This is a genomic window from Pseudothauera rhizosphaerae, assembly GCF_004801305.1.
Taxonomy (GTDB): Bacteria; Pseudomonadota; Gammaproteobacteria; order Burkholderiales; family Rhodocyclaceae; genus Pseudothauera; species Pseudothauera rhizosphaerae.
In genome coordinates, this window is the sequence record NZ_SSOD01000007.1 from 50,988 (window position 1) to 71,170 (window position 20,183).

Annotated in this window: 19 protein-coding genes, 1 tRNA gene and 1 other RNA gene; 12 read left to right on the forward strand and 9 right to left on the reverse strand. The window is 68.5% G+C overall.

What is annotated here, in order from left to right:
- Positions 1-39: 39 nt before the first annotated feature.
- The 4 genes from rnpB to rsmI form a co-directional block, all read right to left on the reverse strand.
- An RNA gene (rnpB, locus tag E6O51_RS10250) (RNase P RNA component class A) lies at positions 40-423 on the reverse strand.
- 24 nt (positions 424-447) lie between these two features.
- Positions 448-864 carry a hypothetical protein gene (locus E6O51_RS10255; RefSeq protein ID WP_136384904.1) on the reverse strand — a complete coding sequence of 139 codons (417 nt, stop codon included), beginning with the start codon at positions 862-864 and terminating at the stop codon, positions 448-450.
- Between the two features lie 44 nt (positions 865-908).
- A complete protein-coding gene (gene pyrC, locus E6O51_RS10260; protein ID WP_136384905.1) occupies positions 909-1,946 on the reverse strand; it encodes a dihydroorotase in 1,038 nt (345 codons plus the stop codon).
- Between the two features lie 83 nt (positions 1,947-2,029).
- Positions 2,030-2,890, reverse strand: coding sequence for a 16S rRNA (cytidine(1402)-2'-O)-methyltransferase (gene rsmI, locus E6O51_RS10265; RefSeq protein ID WP_230976758.1), 861 nt, complete (start codon positions 2,888-2,890; stop codon positions 2,030-2,032).
- On the opposite strand from rsmI, the gene E6O51_RS10270 reads away from it, so the two are divergent.
- The 8 genes from E6O51_RS10270 (at position 2,889) to E6O51_RS10305 (ending at position 9,506) form a co-directional block, all read left to right on the forward strand.
- Complete coding sequence (locus E6O51_RS10270) at positions 2,889-3,302, forward strand: YraN family protein (protein ID WP_211091383.1); 414 nt, start codon at positions 2,889-2,891, stop codon at positions 3,300-3,302. The two genes, rsmI and E6O51_RS10270, sit on opposite strands and share 2 nt — an antisense overlap.
- A 151-nt stretch (positions 3,303-3,453) precedes the next feature.
- Entirely contained in the window at positions 3,454-4,047 is a 594-nt protein-coding gene (locus tag E6O51_RS10275) for a phosphoheptose isomerase (RefSeq protein WP_136384907.1), read from the forward strand.
- Entirely contained in the window at positions 4,044-4,688 is a 645-nt protein-coding gene (locus E6O51_RS10280) for a BON domain-containing protein (protein WP_136384908.1), read from the forward strand. The genes E6O51_RS10275 and E6O51_RS10280 overlap by 4 nt, the downstream gene beginning before the upstream one ends.
- Positions 4,689-4,778: 90 nt before the next feature.
- On the forward strand, positions 4,779-4,991 hold the full coding sequence (gene rpsU / locus E6O51_RS10285; protein WP_110522461.1) for a 30S ribosomal protein S21: 213 nt from the start codon (positions 4,779-4,781) through the stop codon (positions 4,989-4,991).
- Between the two features lie 91 nt (positions 4,992-5,082).
- Positions 5,083-5,529, forward strand: a complete 447-nt coding sequence (locus tag E6O51_RS10290; RefSeq protein ID WP_136384909.1) for a GatB/YqeY domain-containing protein — start codon at positions 5,083-5,085, stop codon at positions 5,527-5,529.
- A gap of 22 nt (positions 5,530-5,551) precedes the next feature.
- A complete protein-coding gene (gene dnaG / locus E6O51_RS10295) occupies positions 5,552-7,351 on the forward strand; it encodes a DNA primase (protein WP_136384910.1) in 1,800 nt (599 codons plus the stop codon).
- Between the two features lie 57 nt (positions 7,352-7,408).
- A complete protein-coding gene (gene rpoD / locus E6O51_RS10300) occupies positions 7,409-9,391 on the forward strand; it encodes an RNA polymerase sigma factor RpoD (RefSeq protein WP_136384911.1) in 1,983 nt (660 codons plus the stop codon).
- A 38-nt stretch (positions 9,392-9,429) separates the two neighbouring features.
- A tRNA-Ile gene (locus tag E6O51_RS10305) sits at positions 9,430-9,506 on the forward strand.
- Positions 9,507-9,575: 69 nt separating this feature from the next.
- Here the strand turns inward: E6O51_RS10305 and E6O51_RS10310 are convergent.
- Positions 9,576-10,925 carry a DUF805 domain-containing protein gene (locus tag E6O51_RS10310; protein ID WP_136384912.1) on the reverse strand — a complete coding sequence of 450 codons (1,350 nt, stop codon included), beginning with the start codon at positions 10,923-10,925 and terminating at the stop codon, positions 9,576-9,578.
- A 118-nt stretch (positions 10,926-11,043) separates the two neighbouring features.
- Between E6O51_RS10310 and E6O51_RS10315 the strand changes: the two genes are divergently transcribed.
- Positions 11,044-12,495, forward strand: coding sequence for a rhomboid family intramembrane serine protease (locus E6O51_RS10315; RefSeq protein WP_136384913.1), 1,452 nt, complete (start codon positions 11,044-11,046; stop codon positions 12,493-12,495).
- On the opposite strand, the gene E6O51_RS10320 is transcribed toward E6O51_RS10315, so the two are convergent.
- Positions 12,492-13,793, reverse strand: coding sequence for an outer membrane protein assembly factor BamD (locus E6O51_RS10320; protein WP_136384914.1), 1,302 nt, complete (start codon positions 13,791-13,793; stop codon positions 12,492-12,494). The two genes, E6O51_RS10315 and E6O51_RS10320, sit on opposite strands and share 4 nt — an antisense overlap.
- A 273-nt stretch (positions 13,794-14,066) precedes the next feature.
- Here E6O51_RS10320 and E6O51_RS10325 point away from each other — a divergent pair, with 273 nt between their 5' ends.
- The 3 genes from E6O51_RS10325 (at position 14,067) to E6O51_RS10335 (ending at position 15,844) form a co-directional block, all read left to right on the forward strand.
- Positions 14,067-14,528: a YaiI/YqxD family protein gene (locus E6O51_RS10325; RefSeq protein ID WP_136384915.1), complete on the forward strand. Its 462-nt coding sequence runs from the start codon at positions 14,067-14,069 to the stop codon at positions 14,526-14,528.
- A 247-nt stretch (positions 14,529-14,775) separates the two neighbouring features.
- Entirely contained in the window at positions 14,776-15,354 is a 579-nt protein-coding gene (locus E6O51_RS10330; protein WP_136384916.1) for a DJ-1/PfpI family protein, read from the forward strand.
- Between the two features lie 85 nt (positions 15,355-15,439).
- Complete coding sequence (locus E6O51_RS10335) at positions 15,440-15,844, forward strand: ribbon-helix-helix domain-containing protein (RefSeq protein WP_136384917.1); 405 nt, start codon at positions 15,440-15,442, stop codon at positions 15,842-15,844.
- 70 nt (positions 15,845-15,914) lie between these two features.
- Here E6O51_RS10335 and E6O51_RS10340 read toward each other — a convergent pair whose 3' ends face one another.
- The 3 genes from E6O51_RS10340 to ahpC form a co-directional block, all read right to left on the reverse strand.
- Positions 15,915-17,783: an ABC transporter ATP-binding protein gene (locus tag E6O51_RS10340; protein WP_136384918.1), complete on the reverse strand. Its 1,869-nt coding sequence runs from the start codon at positions 17,781-17,783 to the stop codon at positions 15,915-15,917.
- 112 nt (positions 17,784-17,895) lie between these two features.
- Positions 17,896-19,449, reverse strand: a complete 1,554-nt coding sequence (ahpF, locus tag E6O51_RS10345) for an alkyl hydroperoxide reductase subunit F (protein WP_136384919.1) — start codon at positions 19,447-19,449, stop codon at positions 17,896-17,898.
- Between the two features lie 127 nt (positions 19,450-19,576).
- Entirely contained in the window at positions 19,577-20,140 is a 564-nt protein-coding gene (gene ahpC / locus E6O51_RS10350; protein WP_136384920.1) for an alkyl hydroperoxide reductase subunit C, read from the reverse strand.
- Positions 20,141-20,183: the final 43 nt, after the last annotated feature.

The following is a 20,183-nucleotide window of genomic DNA, read 5'->3' on the forward strand; positions in this document are numbered from 1 at the left end:
GCCCCACTTCCGTGCCGCGTCGGTGCTGCCGAATGAGGATCGGGAAGTCCGCCGATAAGCCGGGTTCTGTCGAACGGCCGCGGTTCGCACCGTGGCCGTCGGGCAGTCATTCCTCTTGGCGCCGCGTTGCCGCGGCGCTCCAGCAGCCTACCCGGGAGCAGCGCGAGCCACGCCATCGCTCCCCTATTTGGCCTTGCCCCAGATGGGGTTTGCCGTGCCAGCCTTGTTGCCAAGACCGCGGTGGGCTCTTACCCCACCCTTTCACCCTTGCCTGATCTTTCTCACGAAAGCCATCGGCGGTCTGCTCTCTGTTGCACTTTCCGTCGCCTCGCGGCGCCCGGCCGTTAGCCGGCATCCTGCTCTATGGGGCCCGGACTTTCCTCCACGCACAGCGGGGTGCGCAGCGACTGCCTGGCGAACTTCCCGGCCGGAATTATAGCCGGTCGTTCACTGCCCCGCCCGCACGAATACGGGCTTGCCCTCGCCCAGGCGGAAGGTGCCGACCAGCGGCCCCGGCGGCGTGCCGGCTTCGTTGGTCCAGTCCTGCACCAGGCAGCGCTCGGTGCTGGCGAGATACCAGCGCTGCCCCTGGCGCATCGCCCACAGCAGGTTGCCGGCCTCGAACACCTCCACCTCCACCAGTTCCTTGGGGCTCGGATGAATGGCCACCTTGCGCTGGCAGGCCGGCAGGCGGGAGACGACGACCGCCTGTTCGACCTCGGCGGTCCAGAAATAGGGCTGCTCGCGCACCAGGACGACGGCATGCTGGTTGCCCTCCACCATGAAGGCGGTGGCACTGTTCTCGCACGCGGCGAGCAGGGGCAGCAGCACCAGGGGGCTGAGGCGGCGCAGGATGGACGGCATGGACGGTCTCCGGTTGTTTTTTCTTTCTTGGCTGTCTTCTCTTTCTATGATACGAGGCACCAGGCGACCGCTTCGCCCGCGCGCAGCGGCACCAGCGGATCGGCCTCCAGGTAATCGTAGGACGCCGGCACGGTCCACGCCTCACGCCGCAGCGTGATGGTGTCCGGGTTCGGCGCCCGGCCGTAGAAGGCCGGGCCGTTCAGGCTGGCGAAGGCTTCGAGCTTGTCGAGCGCACCGGCCGCTTCGAAGGCCTCGGCATAGAGTTCGATGCCGGCGTGGGCGGTGTAGCAGCCGGCGCAGCCGCAGGCGGCCTCCTTGGTGCTCTTCGCATGGGGCGCCGAATCGGTGCCGAGGAAGAACTTGCGGCTGCCGGACGTGGCCGCCTCCACCAGCGCGAGGCGGTGGGTCTCGCGCTTGAGCACCGGCAGGCAGTAGTGGTGCGGCCGGATGCCGCCGGCGAAGATGGCGTTGCGGTTGAGCAGCAGGTGGTGGGCGGTGACCGTGGCGCCGACGTTGTCGCCGGATTCGCGCACGAAGGCCGCCGCCTCCGCCGTGGTGATGTGCTCGAACACTACGCGCAGGCCCGGAAAGCGCCGCACCAGCGGGGCCAGCACGCGCTCGATGAAGACCTGCTCGCGGTCGAACACGTCCACCTCGGCGCCGGTGGCCTCGCCATGCACGCACAGGACGAGGCCCACCTTCTCCATGCGTTCGAGCACCGGGTGGATTTTCTCGATGGCGGTGACGCCCGCGTCGGAGTTGGTCGTGGCGCCGGCCGGATACAGCTTGGCGGCGACGATGGCGCCGCTCGCCTTCGCCCGGTCGATCTCGTCCGGCGGCAGGTTGTCGGTGAGATACAGGCTCATCAGCGGCTCGAAGCACACGCCCCGCGGCACGGCGGCGAGGATGCGATCGCGGTAGGCGAGCGCCTGCGTGGTGGTGGTGACCGGCGGGCGCAGGTTGGGCATGACCAGCGCCCGGCCGAAGCGGGCCGCGGTGTGCGGCACCACGGTGGCCAGCGCGGCGCCGTCGCGCACGTGCAGATGCCAGTCGTCGGGGCGGATGAGGGTCAGTGCGGTCATGCTCGTTGCATCCATGGTGCGGTGTGCCGGTCGATGTCGCCGGAGCCTGGGCAAGGCGCCGGCCCGCGCATTATAGGCGCGCTTCAGGCGCCCTTGAGTTCCAGCGCACGGGCGTACAGCGCGTTCTTCGGCGCGCCGGTGATCTCGGCCGCGAGACGCACCGCCGCCTTGAGCGGCAGTTCCGCCAGCAGCAGGGCGAGCACGCGTTCGGCCTCGGCGCCCAGGCCGCTCGCCGGCGGTGCCCCCTCGACCACCAGCACGAACTCGCCGCGCAGGCGGTTCGGGTCCGCATCCAGCCAGCCCGGGGCCTCGCCCAGCGCCAGCACCACGCTCTGTTCGTGCAGCTTGGTCAGTTCGCGGGCGATCAGCACGCGGCGCTGCGGCCCGAACACCGCGGCCAGATCGACGACACATTCCGCGATGCGGTGCGGCGCCTCGTAGAAGATCAGCGCATCGGCGTCGTCGCGCAGGGCATCGAGCGCCGCACGACGCGCGGCCGACTTGGGCGGCAGGAAGCCGACGAAACGGAAGCCGTGCTCGCCGAAGCCGCTGATGGACAGCGCCGCCACCGCGGCGCACGGCCCCGGCACCGCGATCACCGGGAAACCCGCCTCGCGCACCCGCGCCACCGCCCGAGCCCCCGGGTCGGACACCGCGGGCGTGCCCGCATCGCTGATCAGGGCCACCGAATCGCCTTCTTCCAGCAAGCGGATCACCTGCCCGGCGGCGGCCTGCTCGTTGTGCTCGTGCAGCGCCATGAGGCGCGTGCGGAGGCCGCAGGCATCGAGCAGGCGCTGGCTGTGGCGCGTGTCCTCGGCCGCGATGGCCGCCACCGCGCCCAGCACGGCCACGGCGCGGGGGCTGATGTCGTGCAGGTTCCCGAGCGGCGTGGCCACCACATACAATGACGGCGTACTGGACAGCGGCATGATCTCGCGGCTCATGAAACGTTTCCTCGCAGGCATTCGAAGACCGATTCTCGACGCCGCAGCGCCGGCCGCGCAAGCCCGCGGGCACGCGGCGGAAGAACTCGCGGCGCGTTTCCTGGCCGCCCACGGCATGCGCATCCTCGCCCGCAACGTGCGCTGCCGCGGCGGCGAGATCGATCTCGTCGGCCTGGTGCGCGGCACCGTCGTCTTCGTCGAGGTCCGTCTGCGCAGCGGCAGCGCCTTCGGCGGACCCGCCGCCAGCATCACCGCCCACAAGCGCCGGCGCGTCGTGCTCGCCGCGCGCTGGTGGCTGGCCGGCGCGGGACGGGCGTACGCCGACCACCCCTGCCGCTTCGACGCCGTGCTGCTGCGCGATCTGGACCCCGCCGGCGTGGAGTGGATCCACGCCGCCTTCGATGCGGAATGAAGGTCGCGCGCTTGGTAAATTCCTGTAAGCACAGGCGCCGCCGCCGCGGCATCCGCGCTACATTCCCCTCGCCCCGCCGTCCCGCGGCCGGGCAGCCTGGGCCGGCATGCTAGACTTTCTGCCCCGCACGAACCCCGACCGACGCTCACGCATGGACCTCATCGAACGCATCTCCCGCCAGTTCCACGACAGCGCGCAGACCAAGCTCGCCGCGGTCGAATCCATGGCCGCCCCGCTGGCCGGCGCGATCGAGGTGATGACGAACTGCCTGCTCAACAACGGCAAGATCCTCGCCTGCGGCAACGGCGGCTCGGCTGCCGACGCGCAGCATTTCGCCGCCGAGCTGGTCAACCGTTTCGAGATGGAACGCCCGCCGCTGGCGGCCGTGGCGCTGACGACCGACAGCTCCACGCTGACTTCCATCGCCAACGACTACGACTACAACCAGGTGTTCTCCAAGCAGGTCCTCGCGCTGGGCCAACCGGGCGACGTGCTGCTGGCCATTTCCACCAGCGGCAATTCGCCCAATGTGATGGAGGCCATCGCCGCCGCCCACGAACGCGACATGCGCGTGGTCGCGCTGACGGGGAAAGGCGGCGGCCGGATGGGGGAACAACTGGGCGCGCAGGACGTCCATCTCTGCGTTCCGGCCGACCGCACCGCGCGCATCCAGGAAGTCCATCTGCTGGCCCTGCACTGCCTGTGCGACGGCATCGATTGTCTGCTACTCGGAGTGGAAGAATGACGAAAACAGCCCACGTATCCATCCCCCGCCGCAAGGCGCTGCTCGCGCTGGCCGCCCTCGGCGCCGTTCCCGCCCTGCAAGGCTGCTTCCCGGTGGTCGCGACCGGCGCCGGAGTCGGCGCCGCCATGTTCGCCGACCGCCGCACCTCGGGCTCCTACGTGGAGGACGAGGGTATCGAATGGCGCACCCGCAACCGCATCAAGGAGCGCTTCGGCGACGCGGTCAACGTCAGCATCACCTCATACAACCGCAACGTGCTGCTCACGGGCGAAGTACCCGACGAGCCGACGCGTGCCGAAATCGAGACCATCGCCAAGGGCGTGACCAACGTGCGCGCCGTGATCAACGAGACCCAGGTCGCCGGCATCAGCCCCCTGAGCGCGCGCGCCACCGACGCGGTGACCACCTCCCAGGTCAAGGCGCGCTTCGTCGATACGCAGACCTTCGGCGCCCATCACGTCAAGGTCGTCACCGAGGCGGGCACGGTGTTCCTGATGGGCCTGGTCACCCGCGCAGAGGCCGACGCGGCCACCGAAGTGGCCCGCACCACGAACGGCGTGCGCAAGGTCGTGCGCGTGTTCGAATACATCAGCGACGACGAGGCGCGCCGGCTGGACGCGCGCGTCGGCCAGAGCAAGTAAACTCATCCGGGCAGTGGACTTGGCGGACGTGCCGCACGCGGTTATACTTGCCGCCTTTTCTGCCCAACAGACATCTCAAGGAAGTACGCAATGCCGGGTATTCGCGTCAAGGAAAACGAGCCGTTTGAAGTTGCGATCCGCCGTTTCAAGCGCACGATCGAGAAGACCGGTGTGCTGACCGAACTGCGTGCGCGCGAGTTCTACGAAAAGCCCACCGCCGAGCGCAAGCGCAAGCTGGCCGCCGCCGTCAAGCGCAACCACAAGCGCCTGCGCAGCCAGACCCTGCCGCCCAAGCTCTACTGATTTCGCCCCGGCATTGGCCGGAGACCGCCGCACCGGGCGCAGGTCCTCGACCGCGCCCGGTGCGGCTTTGCATTTCTGCACGGAGTTCATCATGTCCCTCAAGGCCCGTATCCAGGAAGACATGAAGGCTGCGCTGCGCGCCAAGGAAGCGGCGCGCCTGTCGGCCATCCGCCTGCTGCTGGCCGCGGTGAAGCAGCGCGAGGTGGACGAGCGCATCGAACTCGACGACGGCGCGATCCTGGCCGTGGTCGAGAAGCTGGTCAAGCAGCGCCGCGATTCCGCCGCCCAGTACGACGCGGGCGGCCGCCCCGAACTGGCCGCCGCCGAGCGCTTCGAGATCGAGGTGCTGTCCGCCTACCTGCCGGCGCAACTGGGCGAGGCGGAAGTGGACGCCGAGATCGCCGCGGCCATCGCCGCCGTGGGCGCCGGTTCGCCGGCCGACATGGGCAAGGTCATGGGCCAGCTCAAGGGCCGGCTCGCCGGCCGTGCCGACATGGCCGAGGTATCGCGCAAGCTGCGCACCGCGCTGTCGGCCTGAACGGCCGCGGGCAAGGCCGGCGATGATCCCCCAGTCCTTCATCCAGGACCTGCTGGCCCGCGTCGACATCGTCGACGTCATCGAGCGCTACCTGCCGCTGAAGAAGGGCGGCGCCAACTACTTCGCCTGCTGCCCCTTCCACGGCGAGAAATCGCCCTCCTTCTCGGTCAGCCCGAGCAAGCAGTTCTACCACTGCTTCGGCTGCGGCGCGCACGGCAGCGCGCTGGGCTTCCTGATGGAATACAGCGGGCTCAGCTTCGTCGAAGCGGTCAAGGAGCTGGCCGGCCAGGTCGGCATGCAGGTGCCCGACGACGGCAAATTCACCCCGCGCGCGCCGGACGACACCCTCGACCGCCTGGTGGAGGCCATGACGCGCACCGCCCAGTTCTACCGCGAACAGCTCAAGCACAGCCCGGCAGCCATCGACTACCTCAAGCGCCGCGGCCTGTCCGGCGAGATCGCCGCCCGCTTCGGCATCGGCTACGCGCCGCGGCAGGCGCTCGACAAACTCTTCCCGGACTATCGCGCCAAGGTGCTGCTCGACGCCGGGCTGGTCATCGACAACGACGAGGGCCGGCGCTACGACCGCTTCCGCGACCGCATCATGTTCCCCATCCTGGACCGCCGCGGGCGCGTCATCGCCTTCGGCGGCCGGGTGCTGGACAAAGGCGAGCCGAAATACCTCAACTCGCCGGAAACGCCGCTGTTCGAGAAGGGGCGCGAACTCTACGGCCTGTTCCAGGCGCAGAAGGCGATCCGCGACGCGGGCTTCGCGCTGGTGGTGGAAGGCTACATGGACGTGGTCGCACTGGCCCAGTTCGGCATCGACAACGCCGTGGCCGCGCTCGGCACCGCCACCACGCCGCATCACATCAACACCCTGCTGCGCCAGACCGACCGCGTCGTGTTCTGCTTCGACGGCGACGCCGCGGGGCGCAAGGCCGCCTGGCGCGCGCTGGAGAACGCCCTGGAGGCGCTGCGGGACGACGCCACCCTCGCTTTCCTGTTCCTGCCCGAGGAGCACGACCCGGATTCCTTCGTGCGCGCCGAAGGCGCCGACGCCTTCCGCCAGGCCACGCGCGGCGCCACGCCGCTGGCCGCCTTCCTGGTGCAGACGCTGCGCGAACAGTGCGACATGGACAGCGCCGAAGGGCGCGCCCGCTTCGTGCATGAAGCACGCCCGCTGGTGACCCGCATCGCCGCGCCCCTGCTGCGCCTGCAACTGGTCAAGACCGTCGCCGAGGAAAGCGCGCTGACCCAGCAGGAAGTGGAGCAGGTATTCGGCCTCGGCAGCCCGAAGGGCGCGCCCGTGCGGCAAGCCCAGCGCTCCGGCGAAATGCCGGCCGCGGCACGCCGCCTCCCGCGCCCCGGCAACGGCCGGCGCAAGCCGCCGTCCAAGGCGGATACCCTGCTGCGCCTGGTGCTGCACCACCCCCACTGGGCCGCCCGCCTGCCGGTGGACCTGGTGCCGGGCGAAAGCGCCGAGGCTCGCGCGCTGGTGGCGATCATCGACGCCATCAGCGTGGGCGACCTGGCACCCGCCGGCGGCCTTGGCGCCCTGGTGGAACGCTTTCGCGACACCGAACACGGCGACACCCTGGCCCGTGCGGCGGCCGCGCTGCTGGAAACCGAGTTCGACGAGGACAACGTCGAAGCCGTGTTCGAGGATGCCCTGCGCTCCCTGCAGGCCGATGCGGTGGCCGCCGAAATCGCCCGCCTCACGGCGCTCGCCGGCGAAGGCGGCCTCGACGCGGCCGGGCGCCACCGCCTGGCGGAACTGCTGCTGGAGAAGCGGAACCTGACCGGCGCCGGCAAAGTCTGAGTTTTTCAGTATAATTCTCTGTTTTCCCGATTATTCGGCCCCATTCCGAGGAGCACCATGGCCCGCGAAAAGACCACGGATTCGCGCAAGACCAGCCCGCGAGGCAAAGCCTCCAAGGCCGGCAAAACCGCACAGGTCGCCGAAAGCCCGCAGGTTTCCCCGCTCGACGCGGAAGTGCGTCGCACCCGTCTGAAGACCCTGATCACGCTCGGCAAGGAACGCGGCTACCTCACCTACGCCGAGATCAGCGACCACCTGCCGGACGACGTCGCCGACGCCGAACAGATCGAAGGCATCATCGCCACCTTCAACAACATGAACATCCAGGTCTTCGACGAGGCGCCCGCCGCCGAAGACCTGCTCATGTCCGACAACGTGCCCGCCACCGTGGACGAGGACGAGGCCGAGGAAGAAGCCGAACAGGCCCTGTCCTCCGTCGATTCCGAGTTCGGCCGCACCACCGACCCGGTGCGCATGTACATGCGCGAGATGGGCACGGTGGAACTGCTCACGCGCGAAGGCGAGATCGAGATCGCCAAGCGCATCGAGGACGGCCTCAAGCACATGGTGCTGGCCATCTCCGCCTGCCCCACCACCATCGCCGAGATGCTGGAGATCGCCGACAAGGTCACGCGCGACGAAATGCGCATCGACGAGTTGATCGACGGCCTGCTCGACCCCAACGGCGGCGGCGAGGAAGCCGAACTGGCGGAAGCCGCGGCCGAGGACGGCGATACCAGCGCCGACGACAGCGACGGCGACGAGGACGGCGATGACGACGATGGCGGCGACGGCAGCGACAGCGCCAACGCGGCGTCGCTCCTCAAGCTCAAGACCGAAGGCCTGCAGCGCTTCGAGACCATCCGCGGCCTGTACGGGAAGATGATGGCATCGCTGGCCAAGAAGGGCTCGCAGGACAAGACCTACCTCAAGATGCAGCAGGCGATCTCCGACGAACTGCTCAACATCCGCTTCACCGCCAAGGCCATCGAGAAGCTGTGCGACTCCGTGCGCCACATGGTCGAGCAGGTGCGCGCCCACGAACGGCAGATCCTGCAACTGTGCGTGGACCGCGCCGGCATGCCGCGCACCCACTTCATCAAGGTTTTCCCGGGCAAGGAAACCGACCTCGACTGGCTCAAGGACGAGATCGCCGCCGGCAAGAACTACGCCGAAGGCCTGATGCGCATCCACCCCGCGGTGCTCGAAGAACAGCAGAAGCTCATCGAACTGCAGGACAGGATCGGCATTCCCCTCAAGGAGCTCAAGGACATCAACCGCCAGATGTCCACCGGCGAAGCCAAGATGCGCCGCGCCAAGCGCGAGATGACCGAGGCCAACCTGCGCCTGGTGATCTCCATCGCCAAGAAGTACACCAACCGCGGCCTGCAGTTCCTCGACCTGATCCAGGAAGGCAACATCGGCCTGATGAAGGCGGTGGACAAGTTCGAATACCGCCGCGGCTACAAATTCTCCACCTACGCCACCTGGTGGATCCGCCAGGCCATCACGCGCTCGATCGCCGACCAGGCGCGCACCATCCGCATCCCGGTGCACATGATCGAGACCATCAACAAGATGAACCGCATCAGCCGGCAGATCCTGCAGGAAACCGGGCAGGAGCCCGACCCGGCCACGCTGGCGGAAAAGATGGAGATGCCCGAGGAGAAGATCCGCAAGATCATGAAGATCTCCAAGGAGCCCATCTCCATGGAGACCCCGATCGGCGACGACGACGACTCCCACCTGGGCGACTTCATCGAGGACACCGCCACCCTGGCCCCGGCCGACGCGGCCATGTACTCCAGCCTGCGCGACGCCACCGGCGAAGTGCTCGATTCGCTCACCCCGCGTGAAGCCAAGGTGCTGCGCATGCGCTTCGGCATCGAAATGAACACCGACCACACCCTGGAAGAAGTCGGCAAGCAGTTCGACGTCACCCGCGAGCGCATCCGCCAGATCGAAGCCAAGGCCCTGCGCAAGCTGCGCCACCCCAGCCGCTCCGAGCGCCTGCGCAGCTTCCTCGACAGCGACCAGTAAGCCGCTTTCCCGCGCCCGCCTCCCCGGCGGGCGCGGCCGGGCCTTTAGCTCAATCGGTTAGAGCAGAGGACTCATAATCCTTTGGTTGCGGGTTCGAGTCCCGCAGGGCCCACCACCGCGACAGCCACGAGAGCCCGGGAGGAATCCCGGGCTCTTTTTTTGCCCGGGTGCGTTCCGGCCGGCCTCAATCCGATGCCAGGCGCAAGTGGTCGTGCACGTCCCCCACGTCGGGATTGCCCGGCAGCACCTTGCCGTTCACCTCCAGCACCGGCAACTGGATGCGGGCGTTGCCGCCGATGATGGACTGCAGGCGTTCGGCGGCCTGCCGGTCGCTGTCGACGTGGTAGACCGTGGCATACAAGCCGTTGTCCTCCAGCCAGGCCTGCATCGCGTCACAATCCGTGCAACCGGCAATGACATAGATGTCGATCCGGTTGTTGCGGGCATACTGGACCGACTCGTCCATGTAGGCTTCCTCGTCCGCGTCGCCGGCAAAGCCCGGCGCCCCCGGCCCGACGCCCATCGCCTGGGCAAAGCTCATCATCCTTTCGGGGCTCTCCGTGACGGCGCCGTACGTCACTGCCGACACGACGACCATGGCCGCCAGCGAGAGCAACGCGCGCCCGGCACCGGCCTCCGCAATCGCCGGGCCATACTCGTTGTCTTCCTCTTCCCCGCCGATGAACAGCAGCGCCAGCATCATCAGGGCGCCGATCAAGGGAACGATGGCAACCAGCGCCAGCCAGCCGGTGCGGCCGGTGTCGTGCAGGCGCAAGGCGACGCAACGCAGCGCATAGATGAAAGACAGCAGCATGCCGAGCCCTGCCAGGCCGTTCACGCCGGTCACCACCGCCAGCCAGATCAGCGCGAACGCGATCACGGAACTGAGCAGGGAAGCGGAAAAGTAGTCGAGACGGCCGAAGCGCCCGGCAAAGCTGAAGCTGAGCAGGGCCGCCCCACCGCCGCCGCCACCCGTCCGCGGCGCTGTACCCGATCCGGCCCGGCGGGCCGCCAGTTCGGCGGCGCGGGCCTCGCGCTCTTCCCGTTGCAGGGCTTCCTGGCTGGCCAGGTAGCGTGGCATGTCCAGGCCGCATGCCCGGCACAGGGTGCGCTTCGGCTGGGCTTCTCCGCATTTCGGGCAGACCACTTCGTCCACCGGGAGCGCGTCCGCGGCGATACCGCCGGCCGCCGCCCCGTGGCCGGCCGGGGCCGGGCCGGCAAGGGCGAACAGTTCGTCGCTGGCCGGAGAGGATGGACTCTCGGCCTTCGGCGTCAGCTCCGCCGGCGCCTCGTTGCGACTTTCGGCCAGCAATTCGGCCCGTGCTTCGAGACCGAGGCCACGCAGGCGGGCGAGCAATCTCTCCGCGCCTTCGGCGGAGGTACTGCGCGAAACGACTTGCGGCTTGCCGGAGAGCATGCGCTCGACCTGGTCGTCCCGCAGCCGGAACGCCTGTGCGACTTCGGCCTTGATGCCGGACAGCGGGGCTCCGTTCAGCGTCCGCCCCGAAATGATCACTTGGTATTTTCCCGACATGGCGTTCTTTTCGATGACCCGATCAGCCCGTCATTCTGCCCACAACGCCGCTTCGTCGCTACCTCTTTGGCATTAGATCGTTATAATTTCACGCTCGCTTCCCACCCTCGGACACCGCATGCTGATACTCCCGCTTCCGGCCCGTCCCGACTGGTCCCGGCCGCCGCTGGCGACGCTGGCCATCATGGCGCTGTGCCTGATCGCTTTCCTGATCCAGGGCGGGGACTACCAGCGTATGGCGGACGCCTCGCGCTTCTACCAGCAATCGGGCATCGGCAGGATGGAGATGGCGGCCTATCTCGCCGATCTCGAGCGGGCCGGCGAGAAGGAGAAACTCGCCGCCCTGCGCCGCAGTACCGCACGGAACAGCGGCGTCGAGGCCTTCCAGGCGATGGAGCGGGACAACGATTTCATCGACCGCCTGCGCCGCGACCAGGTGATCACCCCCGAGCATCCGGACCATGCGGCGTGGCGCAGCAAGCGCGACCGGTACGAAGCACTGCGCGAACGGGTCGTCACCGAGCACTACAGCCTCTCCAGCCGCGACCCGCGCCCGGTCACCCTGCTCACCCACATGTTCCTGCACGGCGGCCTCATGCACCTGGCCGGCAACATGGCCGTGCTCTTCGTCGTCGGCTACACCGTCGAGGCGGCCCTCGGCCCCCTGGGCTTTCTCGCCCTCTACCTCCTCGGCGGCCTCGGCGCCTCCGTGCCGGACGTGCTGATGCCGGCCAGCGAACTGCAGTTGTCCCTGGGCGCTTCCGGCGCGATTTCAGCGGTCATGGCGGCCTACCTGGTACTGTTCGGCCTGCGCCGCATCACCTTCTTCTACTGGCTGGTCTTCGTTCTCGGGACGGTGCGCTGGCCGGCCGTGGCCATCCTGCCCCTGTGGCTGGCCAACGAACTGCTGCAGAACTTCGTGTTCGACACCGAAGGCCGCACCAACTACATGGCGCACTTCGGCGGGCTGGTCAGCGGCGCGCTGCTCGTCGGCCTCTACCGCTGGCGCCGCCACGGACGCAGCGCCGACATCGTCCATCGCCAGGACGACGAAGAGGCTGTTGCGGCCCTGCTGGCCCAGGCCGCCCGCCAGGTCGCCGAGCTGAATTTCGGCCCTGCCGCGCTGACCTACCGCAAGCTGCTCGACGAACATCCCGGCACGGACGCGCAATCCATCGTCGAATATCGCCGCATCGCCGGCCTGGCCCGCCAGCCTGAACTGCTTGCCGACGCCAACCGCCGCGTGCTGCAGGCGGCCGCGGAACGCGGACGATCCGCCAGCCCCGCCCTGCTGGCGGAAGTGGTGCAGGAACTGCCGGCCGCCTTGCCGAAACTCGCGGCCGTCCAATGGGAAACCCTGCTCGCCCGCCTGATCGACGACGGCCGGCTCGATGGCGCCGAACGACTGCTGCTGCGCCTCTTCCCCATCCGGGAATTTCGCCCGATCGCGGTGCGCCAGGCCGCTCGCCTGGCAGACGCCTTCATCGCCCGCGGCGAGGCCGGACGCGCGGCGCCCATCCAGCGCCTCGCGAACAGCGTCGCGGCGCAGGCGGCCGCCGCTTCCCGCTAGGCCGGGTTGCCGCCCGCAGCCGCCGCCAGGCGGTCGAGCAACTCGTCCAGCCGCGCCGCCTCGGCTGCCGCCGGGCTCTCCGGATAGCGTTGCCGCAGGGCCGCAAGCACCCGGCGCGCCTGCGCCTCGTCGCGCTTGTGCTCGATCAGCAGCCGCGCCCCGAGCAGGTAGATGGCCGGCGTATCGGCATGCCCGGGGAAACGCCGGTCGAACTCCCTGATCAGGCGCGCCGCGCCGTCGCCGCGGCGCGCCGCCAGCAAGGCGGTGGCCAGCGGCAGGATCGCACCCGCCTGCGCCGGCTGGTAATCGGGCTGATGCTGCCAGATCGCCTCCAGCACCTCGATCGCGTAGGACTCCTGGCCCACCCGCGTCAGGGCCGGCAACCAGTCGCGGGCGTGGGCCAGCATCGCCTGCGTCTGCCCCGGCACGGCCAGCAGCAGACGGTGCAGGCGCAGGTTGGCGGAGAGGTCGCCGGGCCGTTCGACGACATCTCCACGGGCCACGGCAATCGCCTCGTCGTAGCGCCCCTCCTTGAGCAACTCGGCGCTCTGCGCCGCGCGCTGGCGGACCGGATCGGGCGGGGCGATCGCCGTCGCCTGGCGCTCGAAACCCACGTCGACGGCAAGGCCCAGCTCCCCGTGATACTGGTACAGCGCATAGCCCATCAGGCGGAACATGACGATGGTGAAATAACCGCCGAGAAACCCGAACAGCACCCCCAGCAGCCCCGCCGGCACCACCGACGCCAGCAGCCCGAACAGGGCACCATGGCCGGACGAGAGCAACAGCAGGCAGGCGCACAGCCCCAGATAGGGCATGCCGATGCCGCGGATCAGCGCCCACAGCCGCGGCGGCGACATGGATTCGCCCAGTTCGTTGGTGAGGGCCAGCAGCATCGTATTGGCCGGCAACAGCAGGCCGAACAGTGCCAGCAGGACGAGCGCCGCATGGGGCCCCGCCACGCTCGCCACGTAGGCGCAAATGGTCAGCCCCACGGCAATGACGACGAACTGCTTGTAAGGCAGGTACTTGCCGCCATGGGCGGAATCGAACAGCGTCTGCGAGTCGTCGAGATGGCCCAGCGCTGTGCGTTCGAGCACCTTGTAGCCATAGCGCAGCGTGGCCACCAGCAGCACCGCCCACAGGACCAGATTGGCCGGCACGAAGAACATGGACGCCAGCCCGGCCAGCACCCCGAAACCGCAGCAGGCCAGCAAGGGCTCCAGGGAGAGGGGATAAAGGAAGAAGCTGCCGAGGCGGGTCCAGTAAGGCGGAATGGCGGGCGCGTGGTCGGTCATGGGAGAGAAGTCGCCGGCAGCGTCCGGGTGGCGCGCGTCGGGACAAGCGGATGCAATGACGAGATGGTATCGCCTCCCGGCGCGGTCCGCAGCCGGAACAGATCACGCCCGTTCGCTCACGCAGAATTGCCGCACCGGCCAACGAGGCAGTCTCCGGCCGCGGAAACCTGCTGTCTCCTTTGCCTCCGGCCACCCTGTCGCCGCACAATGGCCGCCCCTGCCCGCACCGGGAAAGGGCTGCCAATTCTTCAGCCTGCAAGAAGGACACGCGCCATGCACATCTGGGTCGACGCCGATGCCTGCCCCGCCGTCATCAAGGACATCCTGTTCCGCGCCGCGGAGCGCACCGGACGCCCGCTGACGCTGGTCGCGAACCAGTACATCCGCGTGCCCGCCTCCCCGCTGATCCGCATGATCCAGGTTCCGGGCGGCTTCGACGAGGCGGACAAGTACATCCTTGCCCACGTGCAGGCCGGACACCTGGTCATCACCGCTGACATTCCCCTCGCCGCCGAGGTCGTGGCGAACGATGCCCGCGCGCTGTCGCCCAGGGGTGAGCTCTACGGGAAGGAGAACATTCGCGAAGTGCTCGCCATGCGCAACTTCATGGACACCCTGCGCAGCACCGGTGTGGAGACCGGCGGACCGGCTGCGTTTACCGCCGCGGACCGGCAGGCATTCGCGAATCGACTCGATCGGCTGCTGCGCCAGGCAGGCGGGACTGATCGGCAGTAGCGCGGCCATCGAAGACCAGACTGGATCACCGGGCAGGTCATCGCCGTCGATGGCGGCCTGGCTCGCATGAGCAAGCGGCCTCGGTTTGCCCGCGGAGAATACGGGACGAGTCCGCCGTATCCAGGCTCCGCTCCGAACGGCCCTCGTGCAGTACCCCATTACCACCCACCCCACCCTCCCCGCGCGCACACTGGCCTCGCGGCGCGGCGGTCCGTCGCGCCGCATCCACCGAAACGAGGAGACGACGATGGGCAAGAGGATCCTGATGATCTGCGGCGATTTCGGCGAGGACTACGAGACCATGGTGCCCTTCCAGGCGCTGCAGGCGGTGGGGCATACCGTGCATGCGGTGTGCCCGGAGCGGAAGGCGGGCGAGGCGGTCGCGATGGCGATCCACGACTTCGAGGGGCAGCAGACCTACAGCGAGAAGCGCGGGCACAACTTCACCCTCAATGCGACCTTCGCCGAGATCGACCCGGCGGGCTACGACGCGCTGGTGATCCCCGGCGGGCGGGCGCCGGAATACCTGCGCATGAACGACGCGGTGGTGAAGATGGTTCGCCACTTCTTCACCGCGGACAAGCCGGTGGCGGCGATCTGCCACGGCGCGCAGTTGCTCGCGGGCGCGCGGGTGCTGGAAGGCAAGCGCTGTTCGGCCTATCCGGCCTGCCGCGCGGAAGTGGAGCTGGCGGGCGGCACCTATGCGGACATCCCCCTCGACCAGGCGGTGACCGACGGCAAGCTGGTCACGGCGCCGGCCTGGCCGGCGCATCCGGCCTGGATCGCGCAGTTCCTTGCGGTGCTGGGCACACGCATCAGCCACTGAACGGCGGCGGGGAGCGCATTCGGCCGGCGGGGCGGTGGCGGCCTGTCTACACTGGGAGGGTCGCAACCGCCCGCCGGAACGAACGATGTGCCAGATCTTCACCTCCGCCGACCCCGCGCTCTACGCCTCGCGCGCCCGCTCCATCCGCCTGCACGGCGCGGCCACCAGCCTGCGGCTGGAGAACGTCTATTGGCGGACGCTGGAGGAGATCGGCCGGCGCGACGGGCTGAGCGTGCCACAACTGGTCGCCCGCCTGCACGACGAGTTGGACGAGGCCGGCGTGCTGGGCGACCGGGCCAACTTCACCTCCTTCCTGCGCGTGACCTGCACGCGCTACCTGCAATTGCAGTTGCAGGGCCTGATTCCGCAGGAGACGGAGGTGCCGATCCGCGTGCTGGACGCCCGGGCAGTGCTGGCCGGCGAACGCGGGTATGGTGAACAGGCGAGGCGCTCACGGGGTTCGGGCGCGCCGCTGGAGCGGCGGCTGTAGGAGCGGGCTTGCCCGCGATTGCAGCGCGCGTTGTTCTACCGCCCGAATCGCGGCCAAGGCCCCACACCCCTCAGGCCAGCGCCGCCGCTTCGTCCTCGTCCAGCTCGTCGCCCAGGAAGCCGCCGCTCTGGTGCGCCCACAGGCGGGCGTAGAGGCCGCCGCGGGCGAGCAGTTCGCGGTGGCTGCCTTCCTCCGCGATGCGCCCGCCGTCCATGACGATGAGGCGGTCCATGGCGGCGATGGTGGACAGGCGGTGGGCGATGGCGACCACGGTCTTGCCTTCCATCAGGCGGTAGAGGCTGGCCTGGATGGCGGCTTCCACTTCGGAATCGAGCGCGCTGGTGGCTTCGTCCAGCAGCAGGATGGGGGCATCCTTGAGCATCACGCGGGCGATGGCGATGCGCTGGCGCTGGCCGCCGGAGAGCTTCACGCCGCGCTCGCCCACGTGGGCGTCGTAGCTGCTGCGTCCCTTGGGATCGGTCAGCGTCTGGATGAAATCGTGGGCCTCGGCGCGCTCGGCGGCGGCGATCATCTGCGCCTCGGTGGCGTCCGGACGGCCGTAGAGGATGTTGTCCCGCACCGACCGGTGCAGCAGGGAGGTGTCCTGGGTGACCATGCCGACGGCCGCGCGCAGGCTCTCCTGGGTGACCGCGGCGATGTCCTGTCCGTCGATCAGGATGCGCCCGGCCTCCACGTCGTGGAAGCGCAGCAGGAGGTTCACCAGCGTGGACTTGCCCGCGCCGGAGCGGCCGACCAGGCCGATCTTCTCGCCCGGGCGGATCGCCAGCGAAAAATCCTCGATCACGCGCCGGGTTTCCCCGCCGCGGGTGCCGTAGGCGAAGTCCACGTCCTCGAAACGGATTTCCCCGCGGGTAACGGCCAGCGGCTGCGCGTCCGGCCGGTCCACCACGGTGCGCGGGCGCGACAGGGTGTTGATGCCGTCCTGCACCGTACCCACGTTCTCGAACAGCGCGGCCGTCTCCCACATCACCCAGTGGGACATGCCGTTGAGGCGCAGGGCCATGGCGCTGGCTGCGGCGACCGCGCCCACGCCCACCTGGCCGCGGCTCCACAGCCACAGCGTGACCCCGGCGGTGGACAGGATCAGCAGCATGGAGAGCGTGTGGTTGACGATCTCGATACCGCTCACCAGGCGCATCTGGCCATGCACGGTGTGCATGAACTCCTTCATCGCCGAACGGGCGTAGGACGCCTCGCGCCCGGCATGGGAAAAGAGCTTGACCGTGGCGATGTTGGTGTAGGCGTCGGTGATGCGCCCGACCATCAGCGAGCGGGCGTCGGCCTGGGCGCGGGACACCTTGGACAGGCGCGGCACGAACCAGCGCAGCGCCAGCCCGTACAGCGCCACCCACCCCAGGAAGGGCAGCAGCAGCCACAGGTCGAAGCCCGCCACCACCGCCACCATGGTGATGAAGTAGATGCTCACGAACACCAGGATGTCGGTCATGATCAGGCAGGTGTCGCGCACCGCCAGCGCGGTCTGCATGACCTTGGCGGAAACCCGCCCGGCGAATTCGTCCTGGAAGAAGCTCATGCTCTGGCCGAGCAGCAGGCGGTGGTAGTTCCAGCGCAGGCGCATGGGAAAATTGCCCGCCAGCGACTGGTGCTTGAGCAGGGTCTGCAGCGCCACCAGCGCGATGCTGCCGAGGATGATGCCGGCGAGCAGCAGCAGCTTGCCGCCCTCCTCGGCCCACAGACGGGCGGGCTCGACCTCCGCCAGCCAGTCCACCACCTTGCCCAGCATGGCGAAGAGCAGGGCCTCGAAGGCGCCGATCACCGCGGTCAGCAGCGTCATGCCGGCGATGAAGGGGCGCATGCCCTCGGTGCCCGCCCACAGGAAGGCGAAGAAGCCGCGGGGTGCTATGGCCGGCTGGGCTTCGGGATAGGGATCGACGCGGTTTTCGAACCAGCGGAACAAGGTTTTCTCCTGGGCGGGCGCAGCCCGCAAGCGTGCAAGTTTGCCTTGCCGGCGGCCCAAAGCAAAATGCCCCGCACGAGGCGGGGCATGGCACCGGCGGGCGCGGCGGCGATCAGGCCGGCGCGCTGATGCGGATCAGGTGGTCGAAGGCCGACAGGGAGGCCTTGGCCCCTTCGCCCATGGCGATGATGATCTGCTTGTACGGCACCGTGGTGCAGTCGCCGGCGCCGAACACGCCCGGCACCGAGGTCTGGCCCTTGGCATCCACGATGATCTCGCCGAAGCGGGAGAGTTCCACCGCGCCCTTGAGGAAGTCGGTGTTGGGCAGCAGGCCGATCTGCACGAAGATGCCTTCCAGTTCGATGCGCTTTTCCGCGCCGCTGACGCGGTCCTTGTACACCAGGCCGTTGACCTTGTCGGTGCCGGTCACTTCCAGCGTCTGGGCGCTCTTGATCACGTCCACGTTGGGCAGGCTGGCGAGCTTCTTCTGCAGCACCGCGTCGGCCTTCAGCGTGTCGGCGAATTCCAGCACGGTGACGTGGGAGACCACGCCGGCCAGGTCGATCGCGGCTTCCACGCCGGAGTTGCCGCCGCCGACCACCGCCACGCGCTTGCCCTTGAACAGCGGGCCGTCGCAGTGGGGGCAGTAGGCCACGCCCTTGCCGCGGAATTCCTTCTCGCCCGGCACGTTCATCTCGCGCCAGCGGGCGCCGGTGGCCAGGATCACGGTCTTGGCCTTCAGCGCAGCGCCGTTCTCGAGCTGCACCTCATGCACCTCGCCCGGCACCAGCTTGACCGCGCGCTGCAGGTTCATGATGTCCACGTCGTACTGCTTGACGTGCTCTTCCAGCGCCGCGGCGAGCTTGGGCCCTTCGGTCTCCTTCACGGAGATGAAGTTCTCGATGGCGAGCGTGTCCAGCACCTGGCCGCCGAAGCGTTCGGCCACCACGCCGGTGCGGATGCCCTTGCGTGCCGAGTAGATGGCCGCCGCCGAGCCGGCCGGGCCGCCGCCGACCACGAGCACGTCGAACACGTCCTTGGCGGAAAGCTTGGCGGCGTCGCGCTTGGCCGCGCCGGTGTCAATCTTCGCCAGGATTTCGCCCAGTTCCATGCGGCCGGCGCCGAATTCCTGACCGTTCAGGTAAACCGTGGGCACGGCCATGATCTGGCGCTTTTCCACTTCTTCCTGGAACAGCGCGCCGTCGATCATGGTGTGGCGGATGTTGGGGTTGAGGATGGCCAGCAGGTTCAGGGCCTGCACCACGTCCGGGCAGTTGTGGCAGGACAGCGAGATATAGGTCTCGAAGTTGTATTCGCCTTCCAGGTTTTTGATCTGTTCGATCACGTCAGCCTCGACCTTGGGCGGGTAGCCGGCCGACTGCAGCAGGGCGAGGATGAGCGAGGTGAATTCATGACCCATGGGCAGGCCGGCGAAGCGCACGCGCGCCTGGCCACCCTTGGGGCCGACGGAGAAGGAGGGCTTGCGCTGCGAGCCGTCGCGGCTCTCGATCACGGTGATGAGATTGGACTGCTCGGCCACGTCCTGCAGCAGTTCGCGCATTTCCCGCGACTTTTCCCCATCGTCCAGGGACGCCACGATCTCGATCGGCTGCGTCACCCTTTCCAGATAGGCTTTCAGTTGAGTCTTGATGTTGGCGTCCAGCATGGCGATTTTCCTTGTAATGGGTTGCCTGCCGTCAGGGACGGCAAGCCAGATACGACACAGCCGGCACGGGGCCGGCTGCGGAGCAAGCGCCCCGGAGCCGCACGGCCCCGGGCGACACAGCGGCTGCTTAGATCTTGCCGACGAGGTCGATGGACGGCGCCAGGGTCTTCTCGCCTTCCTTCCACTTGGCCGGGCACACTTCGTTCGGGTGCGCGGCGGTGTATTGGGCGGCCTTCAGCTTGCGCACGGTCTCGGTCACGTCGCGGGCGATCTCGTTGGAGTGGACTTCCAGCGTCTTGATGATGCCGTCCGGGTTGATGATGAAGGTGCCGCGCAGGGCCAGGCCTTCTTCCGGGATGTGCACGTCGAAGGCGTTGGTCAGCACGTGGGTGGGGTCGCCCACCAGCGCGAACTTGGCCTTGCCCACGGCGGGGGAGGTTTCATGCCACACCTTGTGGGAGAAGTGGGTGTCGGTGGTGACGATGTAGACTTCGGCGCCGGCCTTCTCGAACTCGGCGTAGTGCTCGGCGGCGTCTTCGATTTCGGTCGGGCAGTTGAAGGTGAAGGCGGCCGGCATGAAGATCAGCACGGACCACTTGCCCTTCAGGCTCTCGTCGGTCACTTCGATGAACTTGCCGTTCTTGTAGGCCTGGGCTTTGAAAGGCTTGACTTGGGTGTTGATCAGGGACATTGCGTATCCTCCGTAATGGGTTGGTGGAACAGCGTGACGAAAA

Coding starts and splice junctions, on each gene's coding strand:
- E6O51_RS10255 (WP_136384904.1), bottom strand. CDS start 864: ATGCCGTCCATCCTGCGCCGCCTCAGCCCCCTGGTGCTGCTGCCCCTG.
- pyrC (WP_136384905.1), bottom strand. CDS start 1,946: ATGACCGCACTGACCCTCATCCGCCCCGACGACTGGCATCTGCACGTG.
- E6O51_RS10270 (WP_211091383.1), top strand. CDS start 2,889: ATGAAACGTTTCCTCGCAGGCATTCGAAGACCGATTCTCGACGCCGCA.
- rsmI (WP_230976758.1), bottom strand. CDS start 2,890: ATGAGCCGCGAGATCATGCCGCTGTCCAGTACGCCGTCATTGTATGTG.
- E6O51_RS10275 (WP_136384907.1), top strand. CDS start 3,454: ATGGACCTCATCGAACGCATCTCCCGCCAGTTCCACGACAGCGCGCAG.
- E6O51_RS10280 (WP_136384908.1), top strand. CDS start 4,044: ATGACGAAAACAGCCCACGTATCCATCCCCCGCCGCAAGGCGCTGCTC.
- rpsU (WP_110522461.1), top strand. CDS start 4,779: ATGCCGGGTATTCGCGTCAAGGAAAACGAGCCGTTTGAAGTTGCGATC.
- E6O51_RS10290 (WP_136384909.1), top strand. CDS start 5,083: ATGTCCCTCAAGGCCCGTATCCAGGAAGACATGAAGGCTGCGCTGCGC.
- dnaG (WP_136384910.1), top strand. CDS start 5,552: ATGATCCCCCAGTCCTTCATCCAGGACCTGCTGGCCCGCGTCGACATC.
- rpoD (WP_136384911.1), top strand. CDS start 7,409: ATGGCCCGCGAAAAGACCACGGATTCGCGCAAGACCAGCCCGCGAGGC.
- E6O51_RS10310 (WP_136384912.1), bottom strand. CDS start 10,925: ATGTCGGGAAAATACCAAGTGATCATTTCGGGGCGGACGCTGAACGGA.
- E6O51_RS10315 (WP_136384913.1), top strand. CDS start 11,044: ATGCTGATACTCCCGCTTCCGGCCCGTCCCGACTGGTCCCGGCCGCCG.
- E6O51_RS10320 (WP_136384914.1), bottom strand. CDS start 13,793: ATGACCGACCACGCGCCCGCCATTCCGCCTTACTGGACCCGCCTCGGC.
- E6O51_RS10325 (WP_136384915.1), top strand. CDS start 14,067: ATGCACATCTGGGTCGACGCCGATGCCTGCCCCGCCGTCATCAAGGAC.
- E6O51_RS10330 (WP_136384916.1), top strand. CDS start 14,776: ATGGGCAAGAGGATCCTGATGATCTGCGGCGATTTCGGCGAGGACTAC.
- E6O51_RS10335 (WP_136384917.1), top strand. CDS start 15,440: ATGTGCCAGATCTTCACCTCCGCCGACCCCGCGCTCTACGCCTCGCGC.
- ahpF (WP_136384919.1), bottom strand. CDS start 19,449: ATGCTGGACGCCAACATCAAGACTCAACTGAAAGCCTATCTGGAAAGG.
- ahpC (WP_136384920.1), bottom strand. CDS start 20,140: ATGTCCCTGATCAACACCCAAGTCAAGCCTTTCAAAGCCCAGGCCTAC.